18 protein-coding genes, 1 tRNA gene and 1 other RNA gene are annotated in these 20332 nt (G+C 51.8%); 8 read left to right on the plus strand and 12 right to left on the minus strand.

The window, feature by feature from the left end; genetic code table 11:
* Positions 1 to 209: 209 nt before the first annotated feature.
* On the minus strand, positions 210 to 383 hold the full coding sequence (locus ABLU96_RS16055) for a YciY family protein (protein WP_004851815.1): 174 nt from the start codon (positions 381 to 383) through the stop codon (positions 210 to 212).
* 143 nt (positions 384 to 526) lie between these two features.
* Between ABLU96_RS16055 and cls the strand changes: the two genes are divergently transcribed.
* The gene (cls, locus tag ABLU96_RS16060) at positions 527 to 1987 is read left to right on the plus strand and encodes a cardiolipin synthase (protein WP_009653730.1); all 1461 of its coding nucleotides are present in this window, start codon (positions 527 to 529) and stop codon (positions 1985 to 1987) included.
* A gap of 34 nt (positions 1988 to 2021) precedes the next feature.
* Positions 2022 to 2351, plus strand: coding sequence for an HI1450 family dsDNA-mimic protein (locus ABLU96_RS16065; RefSeq protein ID WP_004103097.1), 330 nt, complete (start codon positions 2022 to 2024; stop codon positions 2349 to 2351).
* 72 nt (positions 2352 to 2423) lie between these two features.
* On the opposite strand, the gene ABLU96_RS16070 is transcribed toward ABLU96_RS16065, so the two are convergent.
* From ABLU96_RS16070 to ABLU96_RS16100, 7 genes are all read right to left on the minus strand, one after another.
* Positions 2424 to 3260: an ion transporter gene (locus ABLU96_RS16070; protein ID WP_004851820.1), complete on the minus strand. Its 837-nt coding sequence runs from the start codon at positions 3258 to 3260 to the stop codon at positions 2424 to 2426.
* A 45-nt stretch (positions 3261 to 3305) separates the two neighbouring features.
* Complete coding sequence (oppF, locus tag ABLU96_RS16075; protein WP_004851821.1) at positions 3306 to 4310, minus strand: murein tripeptide/oligopeptide ABC transporter ATP-binding protein OppF; 1005 nt, start codon at positions 4308 to 4310, stop codon at positions 3306 to 3308.
* Positions 4307 to 5320, minus strand: a complete 1014-nt coding sequence (locus ABLU96_RS16080; RefSeq protein ID WP_064392477.1) for an ABC transporter ATP-binding protein — start codon at positions 5318 to 5320, stop codon at positions 4307 to 4309. Before ABLU96_RS16080 ends, oppF begins: the two co-directional genes overlap by 4 nt.
* 11 nt (positions 5321 to 5331) lie before the next feature.
* On the minus strand, positions 5332 to 6240 hold the full coding sequence (gene oppC / locus ABLU96_RS16085; protein WP_004121697.1) for an oligopeptide ABC transporter permease OppC: 909 nt from the start codon (positions 6238 to 6240) through the stop codon (positions 5332 to 5334).
* Positions 6241 to 6254: 14 nt separating this feature from the next.
* Positions 6255 to 7175, minus strand: a complete 921-nt coding sequence (gene oppB / locus ABLU96_RS16090) for an oligopeptide ABC transporter permease OppB (protein ID WP_004851825.1) — start codon at positions 7173 to 7175, stop codon at positions 6255 to 6257.
* An 88-nt stretch (positions 7176 to 7263) separates the two neighbouring features.
* Positions 7264 to 8895, minus strand: a complete 1632-nt coding sequence (oppA, locus tag ABLU96_RS16095) for an oligopeptide ABC transporter substrate-binding protein OppA (protein WP_025108232.1) — start codon at positions 8893 to 8895, stop codon at positions 7264 to 7266.
* 745 nt (positions 8896 to 9640) lie between these two features.
* Positions 9641 to 10288 carry a YchE family NAAT transporter gene (locus tag ABLU96_RS16100; RefSeq protein ID WP_004851832.1) on the minus strand — a complete coding sequence of 216 codons (648 nt, stop codon included), beginning with the start codon at positions 10286 to 10288 and terminating at the stop codon, positions 9641 to 9643.
* Positions 10289 to 10768: 480 nt separating this feature from the next.
* Between ABLU96_RS16100 and adhE the strand changes: the two genes are divergently transcribed.
* A complete protein-coding gene (gene adhE / locus ABLU96_RS16105) occupies positions 10769 to 13444 on the plus strand; it encodes a bifunctional acetaldehyde-CoA/alcohol dehydrogenase (RefSeq protein WP_004132197.1) in 2676 nt (891 codons plus the stop codon).
* A 178-nt stretch (positions 13445 to 13622) separates the two neighbouring features.
* Here adhE and tdk read toward each other — a convergent pair whose 3' ends face one another.
* On the minus strand, positions 13623 to 14240 hold the full coding sequence (tdk, locus tag ABLU96_RS16110) for a thymidine kinase (protein WP_032720584.1): 618 nt from the start codon (positions 14238 to 14240) through the stop codon (positions 13623 to 13625).
* A gap of 556 nt (positions 14241 to 14796) precedes the next feature.
* Here tdk and hns point away from each other — a divergent pair.
* On the plus strand, positions 14797 to 15204 hold the full coding sequence (gene hns / locus ABLU96_RS16115) for a histone-like nucleoid-structuring protein H-NS (RefSeq protein WP_004121719.1): 408 nt from the start codon (positions 14797 to 14799) through the stop codon (positions 15202 to 15204).
* A gap of 134 nt (positions 15205 to 15338) precedes the next feature.
* Here hns and galU read toward each other — a convergent pair whose 3' ends face one another.
* The 3 genes from galU to rssA form a co-directional block, all read right to left on the minus strand.
* On the minus strand, positions 15339 to 16241 hold the full coding sequence (galU, locus tag ABLU96_RS16120) for a UTP--glucose-1-phosphate uridylyltransferase GalU (RefSeq protein ID WP_004851836.1): 903 nt from the start codon (positions 16239 to 16241) through the stop codon (positions 15339 to 15341).
* A gap of 197 nt (positions 16242 to 16438) precedes the next feature.
* Positions 16439 to 17452 (minus strand): two-component system response regulator RssB, encoded by a 1014-nt coding sequence (gene rssB, locus ABLU96_RS16125; protein ID WP_025108235.1) that lies wholly within the window; start codon positions 17450 to 17452, stop codon positions 16439 to 16441.
* A gap of 80 nt (positions 17453 to 17532) precedes the next feature.
* A complete protein-coding gene (gene rssA, locus ABLU96_RS16130) occupies positions 17533 to 18441 on the minus strand; it encodes a patatin-like phospholipase RssA (RefSeq protein WP_025108236.1) in 909 nt (302 codons plus the stop codon).
* A 112-nt stretch (positions 18442 to 18553) separates the two neighbouring features.
* On the opposite strand from rssA, the gene ABLU96_RS16135 reads away from it, so the two are divergent.
* The 4 genes from ABLU96_RS16135 (at position 18554) to ABLU96_RS16150 (ending at position 20313) form a co-directional block, all read left to right on the plus strand.
* Positions 18554 to 19012: a YchJ family protein gene (locus ABLU96_RS16135; protein ID WP_014229741.1), complete on the plus strand. Its 459-nt coding sequence runs from the start codon at positions 18554 to 18556 to the stop codon at positions 19010 to 19012.
* 42 nt (positions 19013 to 19054) lie between these two features.
* Positions 19055 to 19897 carry a formyltetrahydrofolate deformylase gene (gene purU / locus ABLU96_RS16140; protein ID WP_004121732.1) on the plus strand — a complete coding sequence of 281 codons (843 nt, stop codon included), beginning with the start codon at positions 19055 to 19057 and terminating at the stop codon, positions 19895 to 19897.
* A gap of 156 nt (positions 19898 to 20053) precedes the next feature.
* Positions 20054 to 20138, plus strand: a tRNA-Tyr gene (locus ABLU96_RS16145).
* A 44-nt stretch (positions 20139 to 20182) separates the two neighbouring features.
* Positions 20183 to 20313, plus strand: a non-coding RNA gene (locus tag ABLU96_RS16150) — RtT sRNA.
* The last annotated feature ends 19 nt before the right edge of the window (positions 20314 to 20332 follow it).

Genomic DNA, 20332 nt, shown 5'->3' on the forward strand with positions numbered 1-20332 from the left:
TTGCGTTTATACGCGTTGGGCCAGTCTTATGAGGTATGGCGCGATGCGACTTCCTGCCCGCCGCTGCTGATGCAAACAATAACGCAGGAGCCTGTGAGAAACCGGGTTTCGCCGGCAGAAGAAAGAGAGATGACAGTCTAAGAATATATGCTAAGAACGAAACGCTGATAAAACAGAGGCACCGCGAGCGGTGCCTTTTGTTTCGACTCTCAACATTCAGAGAAGGTGAACAGCAGAGAGTGACGTTGCCGTTTAACCAGCTCCTTTCTGATGGAGAGGATGCGCATATTACGACGCGACTGGCCTTCCAGCCAGCGTGCTTTACGGCGACTCACCTGCCGAAGCATGCGCCAGCGCCCTACTTCCGTTCTACTACGCTTCATTGCAACTACTCTACAAGTAAAAACAGCCTGCATTATAGACCGATGAATCTGGCTAACCAACGCTTTCGCTGCGTTTTTATTTGCCAGATGGATGATGATGCGTAAACTCATGTCATCAAGTCATTCAAAAGGATTTTTCATCTATGACAACCTTTTACACGGTGGTGAACTGGCTGGTTATACTCGGTTACTGGCTACTTATCGCCGGTGTAACATTACGGATATTAATGAAAAGGCGCGCGGTCCCGTCAGCGATGGCATGGCTGCTTGTCATTTATATTCTTCCCCTGGTGGGCATTATCGCCTATCTCTCTTTTGGCGAACTGCATCTGGGTAAACGCCGCGCCGAACGCGCGCGGGCCATGTGGCCCTCAACGGCCAAGTGGTTAAAGGACCTCAAAGCCTGCAAGCATATCTTTGCCGAGGAGAATAGTCCGGTCGCGGAATCCTTGTTCAAGCTCTGCGAACGTCGGCAGGGCATTGGCGGCGTCAAAGGCAATCAGCTCCAGCTGCTCACCGAATCCGATGACGTCATGCAGGCGCTCATCCGCGATATCCAGCTCGCTCGTCACAATATTGAGATGGTGTTCTATATCTGGCAGCCCGGCGGCATGGCCGATCAGGTCGCCGAATCATTGATGGCGGCGGCAAGGCGCGGCGTACACTGCCGGCTGATGCTCGACTCCGCCGGGAGCGTGGCGTTTTTCCGTAGTCCCTGGGCCGCCATGATGCGTAATGCCGGCATTGAAGTCGTCGAAGCCCTGAAGGTCAACCTGATGCGCGTTTTTCTGCGCCGTATGGACCTGCGTCAGCATCGTAAAATGGTCATGATCGATAACTATATTGCCTATACCGGCAGTATGAATCTGGTCGACCCGCGTTTCTTTAAGCAGGACTCCGGCGTTGGCCAGTGGATCGATCTGATGGCGCGAATGGAAGGTCCGGTAGCGACAGCGATGGGCATTGTCTACTCCTGCGACTGGGAGATTGAAACCGGCAAACGTATTTTACCGCCGCCGCCGGACGCGAATATTATGCCGTTCGAAGAGGCCAGCGGGCACACAATTCACACTATCGCCTCGGGTCCGGGTTTTCCGGAAGATTTGATCCATCAGGCTCTGCTAACTGCCGCCTACGCGGCCAAAGAGCATTTGATCATGACGACCCCCTACTTTGTGCCCAGCGACGACCTTTTGCATGCCATCTGTACCGCCGCCCAGCGCGGCGTCGATGTCAGCATCATCCTGCCGCGCAAAAACGATTCGCTGCTGGTGGGCTGGGCCAGTCGCGCCTTCTTTACCGAGCTGCTGGCTGCCGGGGTGAAGATTTATCAGTTTGAAGGCGGTCTGCTGCATACTAAGAGCGTGCTGGTTGACGGCGAACTTAGCCTTGTGGGCACCGTTAACCTCGATATGCGCAGCCTGTGGCTCAACTTCGAGATTACGCTGGTGATTGACGATGCCGGATTTGGCAGCGATCTGGCCGCGGTGCAGGACGATTACATCTCCCGCTCGCGCCTGCTGGACGCCAGGCTGTGGTTAAAACGTCCGCTGTGGCAGCGGATCGCCGAGCGACTGTTTTACTTCTTCAGTCCGTTGCTGTAAAACGTGCCAATCAGATGTTTAATGGGTAGCAATCATGGATATGGATTTAAACAATCGCCTGACCGAAGACGAAACGCTTGAACAGGCTTACGACATTTTCCTCGAACTGGCCGTCGACAACCTCGATCCGGCGGATGTCATTCTGTTCAACCTGCAGTTTGAAGAACGCGGCGGCGCCGAGCTCTTCGATCCGGCGCCTGACTGGGAAGAGCACGTCGATTTTGACCTCAACCCTGACTTCTTCGCTGAAGTGGTCATTGGTCTGGCCGATGAAGATGGCGGCGAAATTAACGATATTTTTGCGCGTGTGCTGCTGTGTCGTGAAAAAGACCACAAGCTCTGTCATATCCTGTGGCGCGAATAAGCTCTTTCTTAAGCAAATAGCTTATATATAAAAGAAGAAGCCTGCCTGAGTTAACCAGGGCAGGCTTTTTAGTTATTCAGGCAGTTCGCTGCCGCAGGCGTTGCAGTAGCGAGCGTCTTTTTCATGAACGTTATGCTGGCAATGCGGACACTGGCGCTGAGTCCGGCGACTCTGAAATGCGGTGGTCATATGGCTGGTAATTAAGCCGGTGGGGATCGCAATAATCGAGTAGCCAATTAAGATAAGAATGGAGGCCAAAATTCGTCCCAGCGGCGTATGCGGCGTAATATCGCCATACCCTACCGTGGTTATCGTCACTATCGCCCAGTAAACCGACGCGTTCAGCGTAGTAAAACCGTATCGCGGCCCCTCAACCAGATACATCAGGGAGCCAAAGATCACCATGACGATGGCAATAAAAGAATAGAACAGGATCAGCTGGTGGCGAGCGCTGACGATAGCGGCCCAGAAAATATTCAACGACGGCATAAAGCGCAGCAGCTTAAGGATACGCAACGCGCGGATAGCGCGCATGGCCCGCCAGGCAAACACGTACTCAATACTGATCTCGGGCCACAGCCACATAACGTAAAGCGGTAAAATGGTGGCCAGGTCAATAATGCCCCAGAAGCTGAAAATATACTTTAGCGGATTCGGCCAGCTGATAATGCGCAGAAAATACTCAAAGGTAAAAACCGCCGTCACGACAAGTTCGAGCCAGACGAAAATATGCCATTCGTCTAAGGTCAGATGATATTGCGTTCCGAGCCCGGACTCGATAAATATCACCAGCACGCTAAGCAGGGCAAATACGCCGCAAAGTCCCTCGAAATGCCGACCGGATCGTCGGTTTTGATCGAAGAGTAAATGATACAGCCGCAGACGAGCGGCATGAATATGAAAAGCCACGTTAACCTCGCTAAAAAAAGGGCTGACTAACGTCAGCCCCTGAGATTATAACGGGTCCACCTTCAGGCAGGAAACCGCATGGCGGAAACTGCCCTCCAGCACCGGTCGCGTCTTAGCGCACTCCGGCCCGGCAATCGGGCATCTGGTGCGGAATACGCATCCCGACGGCGGGTTAATCGGCGATGGCAATTCCCCCTCCAGAAGCTGGATCGTTTTATTCTTTTCCTTATCAGGGTCCGGAACCGGCACCGCCGACATCAGCGCTTTGGTATAGGGATGCAGCGGATTATGATACACCTCATCATAGGTGCCGAGCTCCACGGCATGGCCAAGATACATTACCAGCACGCGATCGGAGATATGCTTCACGACCGCCAGATCGTGGGCGATAAAAATCAGCGACAGTCCCATTTCCCGCTGCAGCTGCTGCAGCAGATTCACTACCTGCGCCTGAATCGACACGTCCAGCGCTGACACCGGCTCATCGCAGATAATGAGCTTCGGTTCAAGAATTAGCGCACGGGCAATACCGATACGCTGGCACTGGCCGCCGGAGAATTCATGCGGATAGCGGTTAATCAGGTTCGGCAGCAGCCCCACTTTCATCATCATCGCCTTAACGCGATCGCGAACTTCCTGACGCGGCATTTTGGGATGATAGGTGCGCAGCGGCTCGGCGATGATTTCCCCGATAGTCATGCGCGGATTTAGCGACGCCAGCGGATCCTGAAAGATCATCTGAATATCGCTGCGCACGTCGCGCCACTCGTCGGCCTTCATCCCCAGCAAATCTCTACCTAACCAGGCGACTTTACCATCGGTGGCCTTCACCAGACCGATGATGGCGCGCGCGAAGGTCGATTTTCCGCATCCGGACTCCCCGACCACGCCCAGCGTTTCCCCTTCATACAGACGCAGCGTTACGCCATCTACCGCTTTCAGCGTTTTCGACGGCTGCCAGAACCACTGTTTGCCGTCTTTAATATCAAAGTGTACTTTCAGATCGGCGATTTCGAGCAGGACTTTTCTTTGTTCCGTTACGGCGTTCATAGCAAATCCCCCACCGGTTGAAAGCAGGCGCGCAGGCGGCCCGGCGCAAACGCCTCCAGAGGCGGAGCGCTGTTGCAAATCTCCATCGCGTGCGGGCAACGCGGCTGGAATGGACAGCCTTTCGGCAGACGCAGCAGATTCGGCGGGTTGCCCGGAATCGTTAACAGGGCGTCGCCTTCTGCGTCCAGGCGCGGGACCGCATTGAGCAGGCCAATAGAATAAGGATGAGAGGGATGGTAGAAGACGTCGCGCGCCTGACCATATTCCATCGTGCGTCCGGCGTACATCACCAGCACCTTATCGCAGATCCCGGCGACGACGCCGAGATCGTGGGTAATCATAATGATCGCCGTATTGAACTCGCGCTTGAGCTCATTAAGCAATGTCATTATTTGCGCCTGCACGGTTACGTCCAGCGCCGTTGTCGGCTCATCGGCAATCAGCAGCTTAGGCCGGCACAGCAGCGCCATCGCAATCATGACGCGCTGGCGCATCCCGCCGGAAAACTCGTGCGGATACATTTTCATCCGTTTGCGCGCCTCGGGCATTTTGACCGCATCCAGCATTTTCACCGACTCTTCAAAGGCTTCGGCTTTGCTCAGCGCTTTATGCAGCATCAGGACTTCCATCAGCTGTTCGCCTACCCGCATATACGGATTAAGCGACGTCATCGGATCCTGAAAAATCATTGAGATCTGCTCGGCGCGCAGCTTATTCAGCTCGCGCTCCGGGAGGTTAAGGATCTGCTTCCCGTTAAAGGTCGCTGACCCCCCAATACGGCCGTTGGCGGCCAGCAGGCCCATCAGCGCAAAAGCGGTTTGCGACTTACCGGAACCGGACTCGCCTACGATGCCTAAGGTTTCCCCCGCCCGTAGATTAAAATTGAGATCGTTGACCGCAGTCACATCACCATCGGGAGTCGCAAAGGTGACGCGGAGATCTTTCACATCCAGAAGCAATCCGGATTGTTGTGCTGCCTGCGGCGCTTTCGCCGTTTCCATCGTACTCATGTCGGCGCTCCTTAGCGGTCTTTCGGGTCGAGGGCATCACGCAGGCCATCGCCGATAAAGTTAAAACAAAACAGCGTTACCACCAGAAAACCGGCAGGAAACAGCAGCAGCCACGGCGATACTTCCATTGAGTTCGCGCCATCGCTGAGCAGCGCGCCCCAGCTACTTAACGGCTCCTGGGTACCCAGGCCGAGGAAGCTTAAGAAGGATTCAAACAGAATCATGCTCGGGACCAGCAGGGAGGCGTACACCACGACCACGCCAAGCACGTTAGGCACGATATGGCGGATAACGATATTGCCGGTTGAAACGCCGCCAACCTGCGCGGCTTCAATAAACTCTTTTCGCTTCAGGCTTAGGGTCTGACCGCGAACGATACGCGCCATATCCAGCCAGGAGACCATCCCAATGGCAACAAAAATCAGCAGGATATTCTGGCCAAAGAAGGTCACCAGCAGGATGACGAAGAACATAAACGGAAAGGAGTTGAGGATTTCCAGCAGGCGCATCATCACTGAATCCACCTTGCCGCCCAGATAGCCGGAAAGCGACCCGTAAAGCGTCCCCAGAATCACCGCCACCAGCGCTGCAGCCACGCCGACCATCAGCGAGATACGTCCGCCGATCGCCACCCGCACCAGCAGGTCGCGACCCGAAGAGTCGGTCCCAAAGTAGTGTCCGGACTCCATATCCGGGGCGCTGGACATCATGCCCCAGTCGGTATCGTAATAGGAAAACTGCGATACCATCGGCGCGATGGTGACAAAGAGCGCAATGATCACCAGCACAATCAGGCTGGCAACCGCGGCACGGTTATGCATAAAGCGGCGGCGGGCATCCTGCCAGAGGCTGCGCCCCTCGACTTCCAGCTTTTCACTGAAGTTTTCCAGCGCCTCGTTGTTTTTCTTACTTAACATCATGGCGAACCCCAGCGTTAGTAACGGATCTTCGGATCGATAACGGCATACAGCACGTCAACAATCGCATTAAAAAGAATGGTCAATGCGCCAACCAGAATGGTCAGGCTGAGTACCAACGAGTAGTCGCGGTTCAGCGCGCCGTTGACGAACAGTTGACCAATTCCCGGCAGGCCATAAATGGTTTCAATGACCATCGAGCCGGTAATAATGCCGACAAACGCGGGTCCCATATAGGAGAGCACCGGCAGCAGCGCGGGCTTTAACGCGTGACGCAGAATAATGCGGCGCATCGGTAAGCCTTTTGCCCGGGCGGTGCGAATGAAGTTAGAGTGCAGCACTTCGATCATCGAGCCGCGGGTAATACGCGCGATACTGGCGATATAGGCCAGGGACAGAGCCACCATAGGCAAAATCATATATTGCAGCGCCCCGCCGTTCCATCCGCCGCCCGGCAGCCAGTGCAGCGTAATGGCAAATATCATGACCAGTAAGGGCGCGACCACGAAACTCGGTATCACAACCCCGGTCATTGCCACCCCCATTACGGCAAAGTCCCATTTCGTATTTTGCTTCAATGCCGCAATCACCCCGGCACTCACGCCAAGCACCACCGCGAGAAAAAACGCGGCGAAGCCTAATTTGGCGGACACCGGGAAGCTGGACGCCACCAGATCGTTGACCGAGTAATCTTTATATTTAAAGGAAGGACCGAAATCACCGTGCGCCAGCTGCTTCAGATAATTGAAGTACTGGGTCATGATGGGGTCATTTAAATGGTATTTTGCTTCAATATTCGCCATGACTTCTGGCGGCAGCGTGCGTTCACCGGTAAAGGGGCTTCCCGGCGCAAGACGCATCATGAAGAAAGAGATAGTAATAAGAATAAATAGCGTCGGAATCGCTTCCAGACAGCGACGTAAGATAAATTTTAACATTGCCCGTACCTTCTGGCGTGTGCCTTCAATAGTGCGATGAAATAAGACACCGTGAGGCAAGCGGTAACGCCTACCTCACGTATTGCCATTAGTGCTTCACAATGTACATATTTCTTGTATACGTATTATCCAGCGGATCTTTGCCGGTATAGCCACCGACCCACGGTTTAACCAAACGGGCGTTGACATAATAGAAGACCGGTACGATGACGGAGTCTTTATCCAGCTGCTGCTCAGATTGCGCGTAAAGGTCCGCGCGTTTCGCGTCATCGCTGGTTTTCAGCGTTTCAGCGATAATCTTGTCGAAAGCCGGGCTCTTATAATGCGAGGTATTGTTTGAGCTGTCGCTCAGCATCGTATTAAGGAAGGAGGTCGGTTCGTTGTAGTCCGCACACCAGCCGGCGCGCGCAACATCAAAGGTGCCCTGATGGCGATTATCGAGGAAGGTTTTCCATTCCTGATTTTCCAGCTTCACGTTTACGCCGAGGTTTTTCTTCCAGATAGACGCCACCGCGATAGCCAGTTTTTTGTGCAGATCGGACGTGTTATAGAGCAGATTGAAAGTAAGCGGCTTATCAGCGCTATAGCCAGCTTCGGTCAGCAATTTTTTCGCTTCTTCATTACGTTTTTCCTGCGACCACTTGAACCATTCAGGCTCAATCAGCTTCATGCCATCGGTGTACGGCGGCGTATAGCTGTAGGCTGGCAGGTCGCCCTGATTCTTCACTTTATTGACAATAATGTCGCGATCCAGCGCCATCTTCAGCGCAGTACGCACGCGAACGTCGGTAAACGGCGCTTTCTGGTTATTGATTTCGTAATAATAAGTGCACAGATACGGATCGACGTGAACTTCTTTCGGGATCTCTTTTTTCAGTTTCTGGAACAGTTCGATCGGCATGTTGTTATAGGTCATATCGATTTCGCCGCTGCGGTAGCGGTTGACGTCGGTGACTTCAGAAGAAATCGGCAGGAAGGTGACCTGATTAATCACGGTTTTGGCGTTATCCCAGTAGTTGGTATTACGCTCCAGAACAATGCGTTCGTTAACAACCCAATCTTTTAATTTATACGCACCATTGCTGACGATATTGGCCGGCTGGGTCCATTTGTCACCAAATTTCTCAATAGCGGATTTAGGTACGGGTGAAACGGATGGGTGAACGAGCAGTTTGTAGAAATACGGCACCGGCTCGCTGAGGGTCACTTCAAAGGTATGATCGTCCAGCGCTTTTACGCCCAGATCGGTCGCGGGTTTTTTCCCGGCGATAATGTCATCAACGTTGGCTAAATGGCCATACTGCAGATAGCTTGCATAAGGAGACGCGGTTTTCGGATCCGCCAGACGCTGCCAGCTATAAACGAAATCTTGTGCCGTGACCGGCGTGCCGTCGGACCACTTTGCATCTTTACGCAGATGGAAGGTCCAGACTTTAAAATCTTTGTTGTCCCATTTTTCCGCAACGCCCGCGACCGGATGGCCGTCCAGGTCGCTCACCAGCAGCCCTTCAAACAAATCGCGGTTAATATTGGACTCCGGCACGCCTTCAATTTTGTGCGGATCGAGAGACTGCACTTCGGAGCCATTGTTACGTACCAGCGTTTGTTTGTCCGCCAGCTGTACCCCTGCCGGTACATCTGCCGCAACGGCGGCGTTGATGGTCATTAACGCAGAGAGGACTCCTGCGGCAACCAGGCTTTTTTTCGTGATGATGGTCATGTGTTTGTTACTCCAATCATTATAATTACTGGCTATTTAACCAGCCTGTTTTCTCTTTTCTGGATTCTGAACAGTGCAGGAGTTTATGCTGCTGTCAGAGAGTACTGCTTGCTATCACCGACTTATTTATTACGACCGCTCAAACGGCAGTCTTGACGTCGATTCTTGCCCCCCTGTCCGGGGGCGATGTAGTCCCGATGGGCTATATAATAAAAATTCTCATTTGCGTACATATTCCGCTAAAGATCACGCCGGAAAGTACCAAAACGCTTTATTGTCCGCCAATGCAATTTGCAAATATGTTACCGGATTCTCTTTTGTGGCCTTCTGGCGGCGAAGATTTATCACCCCTCGCGCATGCCAGAAATGATTAATATTCTATTTATCAATCAATTAGTATAAATGTCTCGCACTATGTGCCCTGCATCGCCGAATAGATGCTTTTTTGTACGAAAAATTAACAATCGCTTATTATTTAGCACATTCATCTGCTTCATGAGTGAAATTACTAATATCATTTCGATTATCAGACGGCAAGCACCAGAGAATGGTGTGAGGAAAATAACAGTGATTAATGTGGGTAAAAGGCCGCACTCGTGGCAAATGAAATGGATAACTTATTGATAATAAATAACAATATCAAAACATTAGAAAATAGTATTGCAGGTCGATAAATCACTTTTTTTGATATGTTTTGCTGATAATGCGCAAACGCGGAACACGTTGTTCCGCGCGGCAACACAGGTTAATTCACAAGGCCAGGAAAGAGCGCCTTTATTCCGGTAACGATGAACTCGATGCCGAGAGCCATCAGCAACAGCCCCATAATACGGGTAATCACGTTAATGCCGGTTTGTCCAAGCAGGCGAACCAGCCAGGGGGCCATACGGAAAATGCCCCAGCAGCACAGCGCGAAAAGCGCAATCGCAACTGAAAATCCCACAAAATGGGCGATGCTATGGTAACGCGTGCCCCAGACAATGGTTGAACTGATGGCCCCGGGTCCCGCCATCAGGGGCAGCGCCAGCGGCACGACGCCGATACTTTCACGAATGGCCGTTTCTGATTTTTCTTGCTTGTTCTGTTTATCCTCGCCGAGCTTGCCGCTGATCATCGACATGGCGATGGTGACCACCAGAATCCCACCCGCAATACGGAAGGAGTCAATGGAAATACCGAAGATCTGGAGGATCGCATCGCCTAAAAACAGCGACGTGAGCAAGATGATGGCGACCGACAGGTTGGCTGTCAGATTGGTTTTATTACGCACCGCCGCCGTCTGGTAGCTGGTCATACTGATAAAAACCGGGATAATGCCAACCGGGTTTACCAGCGCAAATAGCCCAATGAAAAATTTAAAGTAGGCTGAAAAATCAAACAATGATTGAATCACAGGGTGCTCCGCAGCATCATTAAAAATGGCTGTTGACAGTTACCAGCATAAAATATCCGCGAGAAGATACGCTGTTTGAAAGCATAATTCATCCCTGTTGACGCATAAGTGCATAATTTAAGCTCGGATGTTAGTTATTTGTTTCTGCAATGCTATTTAAGTCTTTAATTAGCATACCGTATCATTACACTTGATCAAACAGGTCAAAAAATGAACTGCTGAAAGGTATCAGCTTGGCTGATTATTGATTTAGATCACATAAATTGTACTCAGAAGTGAGTAACCTTGTTTACACACAGAAGAGGAGGCAAAGCAGCGGTACCTGAAAGAAAAAACAAAAGCTTTTTTAGTCAATCGGTGAAGTCAGAAGCACAAAATTCTTTACGTTAACATTTAAATGCAAGCCGTTAACACACTGTCTATACTGTCGAATCGAGCTACTGATTCACTAAAAAAGTTTAACATTATCAGGAGAGCATTATGGCTGTTACTAATGTCGCTGAACTTAACGCACTCGTCGAGCGCGTAAAAAAAGCCCAGCGTGAATATGCCAGTTTCACTCAAGAACAAGTAGACAAAATCTTCCGCGCCGCCGCTCTGGCCGCTGCAGATGCTCGAATCCCTCTCGCCAAGATGGCCGTTGCCGAATCCGGCATGGGCATCGTCGAAGATAAAGTGATCAAAAACCACTTTGCTTCCGAATACATTTATAACGCCTATAAAGATGAAAAGACCTGCGGTGTCCTGTCTGAAGATGACACCTTCGGTACCATCACCATCGCTGAGCCGATTGGTATTATCTGCGGTATCGTCCCGACCACTAACCCAACTTCAACCGCTATCTTTAAATCTCTGATTAGCCTGAAGACCCGTAACGCCATCATCTTCTCTCCGCATCCGCGTGCTAAAGATGCGACCAACAAAGCGGCTGATATCGTACTGCAGGCAGCTATCGCAGCCGGTGCGCCGAAAGATCTGATTGGTTGGATTGACCAGCCTTCCGTTGAACTGTCAAATGCGCTGATGCACCATCCGGATATCAACCTGATCCTTGCGACCGGCGGTCCGGGCATGGTTAAAGCGGCGTACAGCTCCGGTAAACCTGCCATCGGCGTAGGCGCAGGTAACACGCCTGTTGTTATCGATGAAACGGCTGATATCAAGCGTGCCGTTGCTTCCGTCCTGATGTCTAAAACCTTCGATAACGGCGTTATCTGTGCTTCTGAGCAATCCGTTGTGGTTGTGGATTCCGTATACGATGCCGTTCGCGAACGTTTCTCCAGCCACGGCGGCTATCTGCTGCAGGGCCAGGAGCTGAAGGCTGTTCAGAATATCATCCTGAAAAACGGCGCCCTGAACGCCGCGATCGTAGGTCAACCGGCGTATAAAATCGCTGAACTGGCTGGCTTCACCGTCCCTGTTTCCACCAAAATTCTGATTGGTGAAGTCACCGACGTTGATGAAAGCGAACCATTTGCCCACGAAAAACTGTCTCCGACGCTGGCAATGTACCGTGCGAAGAACTTCGAAGACGCGGTTGATAAAGCTGAAAAACTGGTGGCAATGGGCGGTATCGGTCATACCTCTTGCCTGTATACCGACCAGGACAACCAGCCAGAACGCGTTGCTTACTTCGGTCAGCTGATGAAAACCGCACGTATCCTGATCAACACCCCTGCTTCTCAGGGTGGTATCGGTGACCTGTATAACTTCAAACTCGCACCTTCCCTGACTCTGGGTTGTGGTTCATGGGGTGGTAACTCCATCTCTGAAAACGTTGGTCCTAAGCACCTGATCAACAAGAAAACCGTTGCTAAGCGAGCTGAAAACATGTTGTGGCACAAACTTCCGAAATCTATCTACTTCCGTCGTGGCTCACTGCCAATCGCGCTGGATGAAGTGATTACTGATGGTCACAAACGCGCGCTGATCGTGACCGACCGCTTCCTGTTCAACAACGGCTATGCTGACCAGATCACCTCTGTGCTGAAAGCGGCTGGCGTTGAAACTGAAGTTTTCTTTGAAGTAGAAGCTGACCCGACGCTGACCATCGTCCGTAAAGGCGCTGAGCTGGCGAACTCCTTCAAACCAGACGTGATTATCGCGCTGGGCGGCGGTTCCCCGATGGATGCGGCGAAAATCATGTGGGTTATGTACGAGCACCCGGAAACCCACTTCGAAGAACTGGCGCTGCGCTTTATGGATATCCGTAAACGTATCTACAAGTTCCCGAAAATGGGCGTGAAAGCCAAGATGGTCGCCATCACCACGACTTCCGGTACCGGTTCTGAAGTTACGCCGTTCGCCGTTGTTACTGATGACGCAACCGGTCAGAAATACCCGCTGGCAGACTATGCCCTGACTCCGGATATGGCGATTGTTGATGCCAACCTGGTCATGGAAATGCCGAAGTCACTGTGTGCTTTCGGTGGTCTGGATGCGGTGACTCATGCCCTGGAAGCTTACGTTTCCGTACTGGCTTCCGAGTTCTCTGACGGCCAGGCGCTGCAGGCTCTGAAACTGCTGAAAGAAAACCTGCCAGCGTCCTACCACGAAGGTTCTAAGAACCCGGTAGCGCGTGAGCGTGTGCACAGTGCTGCGACCATCGCCGGTATCGCGTTTGCGAACGCCTTCCTCGGGGTATGTCACTCAATGGCGCACAAGCTGGGCTCTCAGTTCCACATTCCTCACGGTCTGGCGAACGCCCTGCTGATCAGCAACGTTATTCGCTATAACGCGAACGACAACCCGACTAAACAGACAGCATTCAGCCAGTACGACCGCCCGCAGGCACGTCGTCGCTACGCTGAAATCGCGGACCATCTGGGTCTGACTGCACCGGGTGACCGCACCGCAGCGAAAATCGAAAAACTGCTTGGCTGGTTGGACGAAATCAAAGCTGAGCTGGGTATTCCTAAGTCTATCCGCGAAGCTGGCGTGCAGGAAGCCGACTTCCTGGCCCATGTTGACAAGCTGTCTGAAGACGCATTTGACGACCAGTGCACCGGCGCTAACCCGCGCTACCCGCTGATCGCCGAGCTGAAGCAGATTCTGCTGGATACCTTCTACGGACGTAATTACGTTGAAGGCGGCGTGGAAGAGAAAAAAGAAGCCGCGCCGGCTAAAGCTGAGAAGAAAGCGAAAAAATCCGCTTAATTCCACAGCCGTAAAGTCAGTAACGCTGAGCCCCATCTTTTGATGGGGCTTTTTTGTCTCTGTCGTTCAGCAGCCGACAAAACGCCTCAGACAGCCGAAACGTATAATCATGTGCCAAAGGCTTAGTAAATGAAAAAAGGCGCTGTAAAAGCGCCTGAGAGGATTTTGCGGGTAGGTATTAGCCTCTGCGCTGTTTGTTCTGCACCGCGGTCAGTGAGCCTTCGCTCAGCGCCTCTTTATAATGTTTACGGCATACGGATACATAGCGCTCATTACCGCCAATCACCACCTGTTCCCCCTCATTGTAGGGCCGGCCTTCCTGATCGAGGCGCAAAACCATACTCGCCTTACGGCCGCAGAAACAGATAGTTTTTAATTCAACCAGCTTATCGGACCAGGCGAGCAAATATTGACTGCCCGTAAAAAGTTCGCCGCGAAAATCTGTCCGCAATCCATAGCACAATACGGGAATATCGAGCTGGTCCACCACCTCGGACAGCTCGCGCACCTGCTCCCGGGTTAAGAACTGGCTCTCATCAACTAATACGCAGTGGATGGGTTGACGCTTATGTTCGTCTGCAATGTCGGCAAATAACGCAGTTTGGGTATTATACAACCGCGCCGGCGATGAGAGACCGATCCTTGAACTCACTTTCCCTGAACCAAAGCGGTCATCAATCTCTGCCGTATAAACCACCGTGCGCATCCCTCGCTCCTGGTAATTGTATGATGACTGCAACAGAGCGGTGGACTTGCCTGCATTCATTGCTGAATAGTAGAAATAAAGTTGTGCCATCGGCCGCGTAACCCCAATCAATGTGTTTTTTAGCAGTAAAATTGTATCATATATTCACACGCTATCAGCCCTCGCCGTGCGGGTATTGCCGGGAACGTTCACTCGGCGGAGACCTGAAAGATTAAGCCTGTTAATTGAATGGTAATGCCTGCTATTCGTACGACCCAGGCGGCCACGCAGACGTCACTATTGCCCTTTTGTGCTTATCAGCCATTTTCGGATAGCTATAACCGCGCTGGACAAGTGTTTTATATTAAACATCATCGTCGCTGCTGCGCTAATACCCACAATGATATTTATCCATGCAAAGTATAATTTTTCCCACTGCGCATCGGAAAAAGCATACTATCTCAGGGTTTTAGCTTATCCTCTCCATCATCCTATAAGCGAAAAAGATGTGAACCCGCACATAAAATTTAAGTTAAATGAATTAATTCCCGAGACAAATAACAAGTTATTTTGACTTCCTTACATTCTCCCCTATTGCACATCTGAATTTATCGCTCTATTATTAGTCCAACAAACCACCCCACAATATAAGTTTGAGATTACTACAATGAGCGAAGCACTTAAAATTTTGAACAACATCCGTACTCTTCGTGCGCAGGCAAGAGAATGCACCCTTGAAACGCTCGAAGAAATGCTGGAAAAATTAGAAGTTGTCGTTAACGAACGTCGTGAAGAAGAAAGCGCTGCGGCTGCGGAAATTGAAGAACGCACTCGTAAACTGCAGCAATACCGTGAAATGCTGATCGCTGACGGTATTGATCCTAATGAACTGCTGAGCACCATGGCGGCAGTTAAAGCGGGAACTAAAACCAAGCGCGCTGCACGTCCGGCTAAATACAGCTACGTTGACGAAAATGGCGAAACTAAAACCTGGACTGGTCAGGGTCGTACTCCGGCAGTGATCAAGAAAGCGATGGATGAGCAAGGTAAATCTCTGGACGATTTCCTGCTGTAATAAGCTATCGTGTCCGTTTAAAAATCCCGCTGCGGCGGGATTTTTTTTATCCGTTATTCGGGACCGGTTCCGGGCGGGCATAAAAAAACCGGGAAACGAATCTCGCTCCCGGTTTCGCATTCTGCCGCGAACGATTACTTCGCTACGGCTTTATCCAGCCAGGCTTTAAATTCAGCGCCCAGCGACTTGTGGCGTACGCCATATTCAACAAAAGCCTGCATATAACCCAGCTTATTACCGCAGTCGTGGCTCTTGCCTTTCATATGATAGGCTTCTACCGTTTCTTTTTCGATCAGCATATCGATGGCGTCGGTCAGCTGAATCTCATCGCCGGCTCCCGGAGGGGTTTTCGCCAGCAGTGGCCAAATATCCGCGCTCAGCACGTAACGACCGACAACCGCCAGATTAGAAGGCGCTACGTCCGCTTTCGGTTTCTCGACGACACCAACCATCGGTACGCTCTCACCCGGCTGCAGGGCCAGGCCCTTGCAATCGACAACGCCGTATGCGGTAACGTCAGCAACCGGTTCAACCATGATCTGGCTTGCGCCGGTCTCATCGAAACGAGCGATCATTTCGGCCAGGTTGTCGCGAGACAGATCGGATTCATATTCATCAAGGATAACGTCCGGTAAAATAACCGCAACCGGCTCATCACCCACTACCGGGTGCGCGCAAAGCACAGCGTGGCCCAGACCTTTAGCCAGCCCCTGACGGACTTGCATAATAGTCACGTGCGGCGGACAAATAGATTGGACTTCTTCCAGCAGCTGGCGTTTTACGCGTTTTTCCAGCATCGCTTCCAGTTCAAAACTGGTATCGAAATGGTTTTCAATCGAGTTTTTCGAAGAGTGCGTAACCAGAACAATTTCAGTAATCCCGGCGGCAATACATTCGTTAACAACATATTGAATTAATGGCTTATCTACCAGCGGCAGCATTTCTTTCGGAATAGCCTTAGTAGCGGGCAACATCCTGGTGCCTAATCCCGCAACCGGGATGACAGCTTTTCTTACTTTTGAATTAAGCGCAGCCATTGAAATCTCCTGGACTGTTCGTTTTTTAAACTTCTCGTTAATAATATGGTATCGAGTATATCAGCCTGCTCAGTCAAAGCTGTTCCGAAAAGGATTAGATATCTTCGAATTAGGAATTTTACGCATTAAACCCGGCGATAGTACCACCACAAAAGATCGCGTGGTAATCCCACAAGCCTAAAAATAAGCACAATTGTTCACTCCGTGGTCAACATCAGGCGTAAACGTCCGCCAGCCCCCCAAATTTGACACTGCCATGATGCGCAGCGTTGACTAATTTGGTTGAGGTATGCATTACCTAAAGTACCTAACGGAACGCCATTACTAATCTGAATTTGATGTTCTCCCGTATTCAAGGTGCCATTCAAACCCGCGGAGACTAAAATTAAATTTTTCAAACCGCTGTGGTAATACCCTACCAATAATGGGAATTGCCCGGGTAAGTTTGCCTGCCGCAGCAATTGGTTAACCTGTTTTAGCAGGCTGCCCATCTCCGGCAAACGCTGCCCCTGATGAGCGAGCTGCTCCTGCAGTAACCCATTAAACAGCGCGCGCAGCAATAGGGCCGCCAGAACGCCATTATCACCTGCTCGTGTGACATCCAGACAATAAAACGCCAGATCGTTTTCTGATAGCGGCGCAATATCGAGCACGAGTCCTGGCTTATCGACAGAGACAAGCTGGCGATAGTGAATACGGCAACGCGACATCTCCTGCTGCACCGGCGGCTGGAGCTCCTGAAGCAGCCTCGACGCCGCGCTAGGATCGCTTACCAGCGCATCCCAGTCCTCAAACAGGCGCTCTTCTTCTTCGACACGCGAATTAAACATATTGGGATAGAGGCAGGCATACACGGTTTCTCGCAGGCGATCGAAATCCTTAACCGGTTTGAGCAGGATATCCTGAACGCCCAGGCGCAACGCTTTGGCGATGTCCGCCATGTTTTCCGTCGCTGAAATCATCAGAATCGGCAACTGCTCGCCCTGGTTACGTACATGTTCTACCAGCTGCAGGCCGTTCATTCGCGGCATGGAGATATCGCAAATCATCAAATCAGGTTTTGACTCCGCCATTTTTTGCAGTGCATCTATACCATCTTCCGCCTGTACGATGGTCGCACCAAGTGAAGCTAACCAGGTGTGCATAAGAGAGCGGAAAACGGGTTCGTCTTCAACTATCAGAATCTGTTTTCCCGCCAATGGCTGCGTCATGATCTCTCCCCTGACTGACGATAATTTAATAGTGGCATGATATTCACGCTACCGCCTGTCAGAATTTACTTAAGTATGCATCAAATGCGCTCCACGGGGGTACGCACTAAAGGTAATAGTTCATCCATTTTCTTTTCCACTGCCAGATGTCCGGCGGCGATAGCTTCGCCGGCCCGGTGGAAATCAAGCGTGGAGATTTGCGGGCAAAAGGGCTGAATCAGGATATCAGGCGGGTCGCCCGCCATACGATTTCGCTTGAGGCGATTCTCCAGAACCTGAATTGACGTCGACATGATTTCCATCGCCGTTGGCGCCCTCGTCGCCCGACGTGACGTCATACGCGCCAGGCGCGTGCGCAGCCGTGAATGCCACGAAAAATCTTCCTCGCTCTCCGGACGAGGCACCTCCATTGACAGCAAATCCTGCTGCATCAGATGCGCATCGTGCTGCAAATCAACGGCAATGACGATATCTGCGCCCATGGCGCGAGCCAGAGACACCGGCACGGGGTTAACCACCGCGCCATCCACCAGCCAGTAGCCATTATGCATCACCGGCGCCATCAAACCCGGCATACTGCAGGACGCACGGATCGCCAGATGCAGATCCCCTTCCGTAAACCACAGTTCACGACCGGTGCTTAAATTCGTTGTGACCGCCGCGAAAGGACGTTCGCAGCGCTCGATCTCGCTGACGGGCATGAGTTTGCGGTATTGACTAAACACGCGCTCGCCCCGCAGCAGGCCACCCCGTTGCCAGGAGAGATCCATTAACTTCAGTACGTCCCAGTTACTAAAGGAGCATACCCATTTCTCCAGGGCCGGAAGCCGATTGCAGGCGTACGCCGCTCCGACCAGCGAGCCAATGGAGCACCCTGCGATAACATCGACGTCGATACCCGTCCGCCGTAAGGCATTAATCACGCCGATATGCGACCACCCGCGAGCGGCACCAGCCCCTAACGCCAGGCCAATTTTAAGCTTTCTCATGAGTACCGAAACATATCCTTCCACTCCGGGCATGGCATCATCGCCATACCTCAGTTAACATAATGCGCTTTGGCGGCGTAGCGCCGTCTTTCTTTTTCCTGTGGAGGCCGTTTTGTCGCCATTATGCCCCTGTGGCAGCGCTCTGGAGTATAGCTCATGTTGTCAGCCTTATCTGGCTGGCGCGCAGCTGGCGCCAGATCCGTCACAGCTGATGCGCTCCCGCTATAGCGCGTTTGTTATGAAAGACGCCGACTATCTGATTAAAACCTGGCACCCCTCCTGTCAAGCGCAGCAGTTTCGCGCAGACCTGGAAAACGGTTTTACCCGCACACAGTGGCAGGGTCTCACCGTCTTTGCCGCCGAGACGGGCAAGAACCCGGATGAAGGCTTTGTCAGCTTTATCGCTCGTTACGCTGACGATAACCGCTCCGGAGCCATTATTGAACGATCCCGATTCTTAAAAGAAAACGGACAGTGGTATTATATTGACGGCACGCGACCGCTAATCGGTCGTAACGATCCCTGCCCTTGCGGTTCAGGTAAAAAATTTAAAAAATGCTGCGGTCAGTAAGCCAGCAGCAGAAATAGCAAACACTACAGGATTTTCCCCGCGATGCATTCACAACAACGTAAAGTACTGCGCACTATTTGCCCTGATCAGAAAGGCCTCATCGCGCGTATCACTAATATCTGCTACAAGCACGAACTGAATATCGTGCAGAACAATGAGTTTGTTGACCACCGAACCGGCCGCTTCTTTATGCGCACCGAGCTCGAGGGTATTTTCAATGATTCAATCCTGCTGGCGGACCTCGACAGCGCGCTGCCGGAAGGTTCAATTCGTGAACTCAATCCAGCAGGGCGCCGCAGGGTCGTCATTCTGGTCACCAAAGAGGCGCACTGCCTCGGCGATCTGCTGATGAAAGCTAACTACGGCGGCCTGGACGTAGAAATCGCCGCCGTCATCGGCAATCACGAAACGCTGCGCTCGCTGGTTGAACGGTTTGATATCCCCTTCCAGCTGGTGAGCCATGAGGGTTTAACTCGCGAAGAGCATGATAAACAGATGGGCGACGCGATCGCCGCCCTTGAGCCGGATTACGTTGTGCTGGCGAAATACATGCGGGTGTTGACCCCAGAGTTTGTCTCTCGTTTCCCGAATAAAATTATTAATATTCATCACTCATTCCTGCCGGCTTTTATCGGCGCGCGTCCGTATCACCAGGCCTATGACCGCGGGGTGAAGATTATTGGCGCCACCGCACACTACGTGAACGATAATCTGGATGAAGGCCCAATCATTATGCAGGACGTCATTCACGTCGATCATACCTACACCGCGGAAGATATGATGCGCGCTGGCCGCGACGTCGAAAAAAACGTTCTGAGCCGCGCGCTGTATCAGGTTCTTGCTCAGCGGGTATTTGTTTACGGTAACCGGACGATTATTCTTTAATCTCAGGGAAATGAATTGATTAGCTTTGCACCTTTACGGATAAAAAGCAGGCAAACAGCTTCATTTCCCTAAAGGAATGCTTTACAGGGGCGTCTCATTTGATATGATGCGCCCCGCTTCCAGCAGGAAGCAGGCCAGTAAATAGCATTACCCCGTGGTGGGGTTCCCGAGCGGCCAAAGGGAGCAGACTGTAAATCTGCCGTCATCGACTTCGAAGGTTCGAATCCTTCCCCCACCACCATCACTTCCATGTCGTATTGAATTCACACTTCGCTCAGTGCCCCATATCCATCCCATGCGGGAAGGATGAGAAGCTTCGACTAAGGTTCGATTCGAGCGGAGCGAGAAAGCGTTGCCGCAGGCAACGACCCGAAGGGCGAGGCGCAACGCGCCGAGTAATCCTTCCCCCACCACCATCACTTCCTTGCAGTACCT

The organism is Klebsiella sp. CN_Kp106 (assembly GCF_040064575.1).
Taxonomy (GTDB): domain Bacteria; phylum Pseudomonadota; class Gammaproteobacteria; order Enterobacterales; family Enterobacteriaceae; genus Klebsiella; species Klebsiella michiganensis.

Excerpts from the sequence above, each read along its gene's own strand:
- ABLU96_RS16055 (WP_004851815.1), bottom strand. The coding sequence starts at position 383 with ATGAAGCGTAGTAGAACGGAAGTAGGGCGCTGGCGCATGCTTCGGCAG.
- cls (WP_009653730.1), top strand. The coding sequence starts at position 527 with ATGACAACCTTTTACACGGTGGTGAACTGGCTGGTTATACTCGGTTAC.
- ABLU96_RS16065 (WP_004103097.1), top strand. The coding sequence starts at position 2,022 with ATGGATATGGATTTAAACAATCGCCTGACCGAAGACGAAACGCTTGAA.
- oppF (WP_004851821.1), bottom strand. The coding sequence starts at position 4,310 with ATGAACGCCGTAACGGAACAAAGAAAAGTCCTGCTCGAAATCGCCGAT.
- ABLU96_RS16080 (WP_064392477.1), bottom strand. The coding sequence starts at position 5,320 with ATGAGTACGATGGAAACGGCGAAAGCGCCGCAGGCAGCACAACAATCC.
- oppC (WP_004121697.1), bottom strand. The coding sequence starts at position 6,240 with ATGATGTTAAGTAAGAAAAACAACGAGGCGCTGGAAAACTTCAGTGAA.
- oppB (WP_004851825.1), bottom strand. The coding sequence starts at position 7,175 with ATGTTAAAATTTATCTTACGTCGCTGTCTGGAAGCGATTCCGACGCTA.
- oppA (WP_025108232.1), bottom strand. The coding sequence starts at position 8,895 with ATGACCATCATCACGAAAAAAAGCCTGGTTGCCGCAGGAGTCCTCTCT.
- adhE (WP_004132197.1), top strand. The coding sequence starts at position 10,769 with ATGGCTGTTACTAATGTCGCTGAACTTAACGCACTCGTCGAGCGCGTA.
- tdk (WP_032720584.1), bottom strand. The coding sequence starts at position 14,240 with ATGGCACAACTTTATTTCTACTATTCAGCAATGAATGCAGGCAAGTCC.
- hns (WP_004121719.1), top strand. The coding sequence starts at position 14,797 with ATGAGCGAAGCACTTAAAATTTTGAACAACATCCGTACTCTTCGTGCG.
- galU (WP_004851836.1), bottom strand. The coding sequence starts at position 16,241 with ATGGCTGCGCTTAATTCAAAAGTAAGAAAAGCTGTCATCCCGGTTGCG.
- rssB (WP_025108235.1), bottom strand. The coding sequence starts at position 17,452 with ATGACGCAGCCATTGGCGGGAAAACAGATTCTGATAGTTGAAGACGAA.
- rssA (WP_025108236.1), bottom strand. The coding sequence starts at position 18,441 with ATGAGAAAGCTTAAAATTGGCCTGGCGTTAGGGGCTGGTGCCGCTCGC.
- purU (WP_004121732.1), top strand. The coding sequence starts at position 19,055 with ATGCATTCACAACAACGTAAAGTACTGCGCACTATTTGCCCTGATCAG.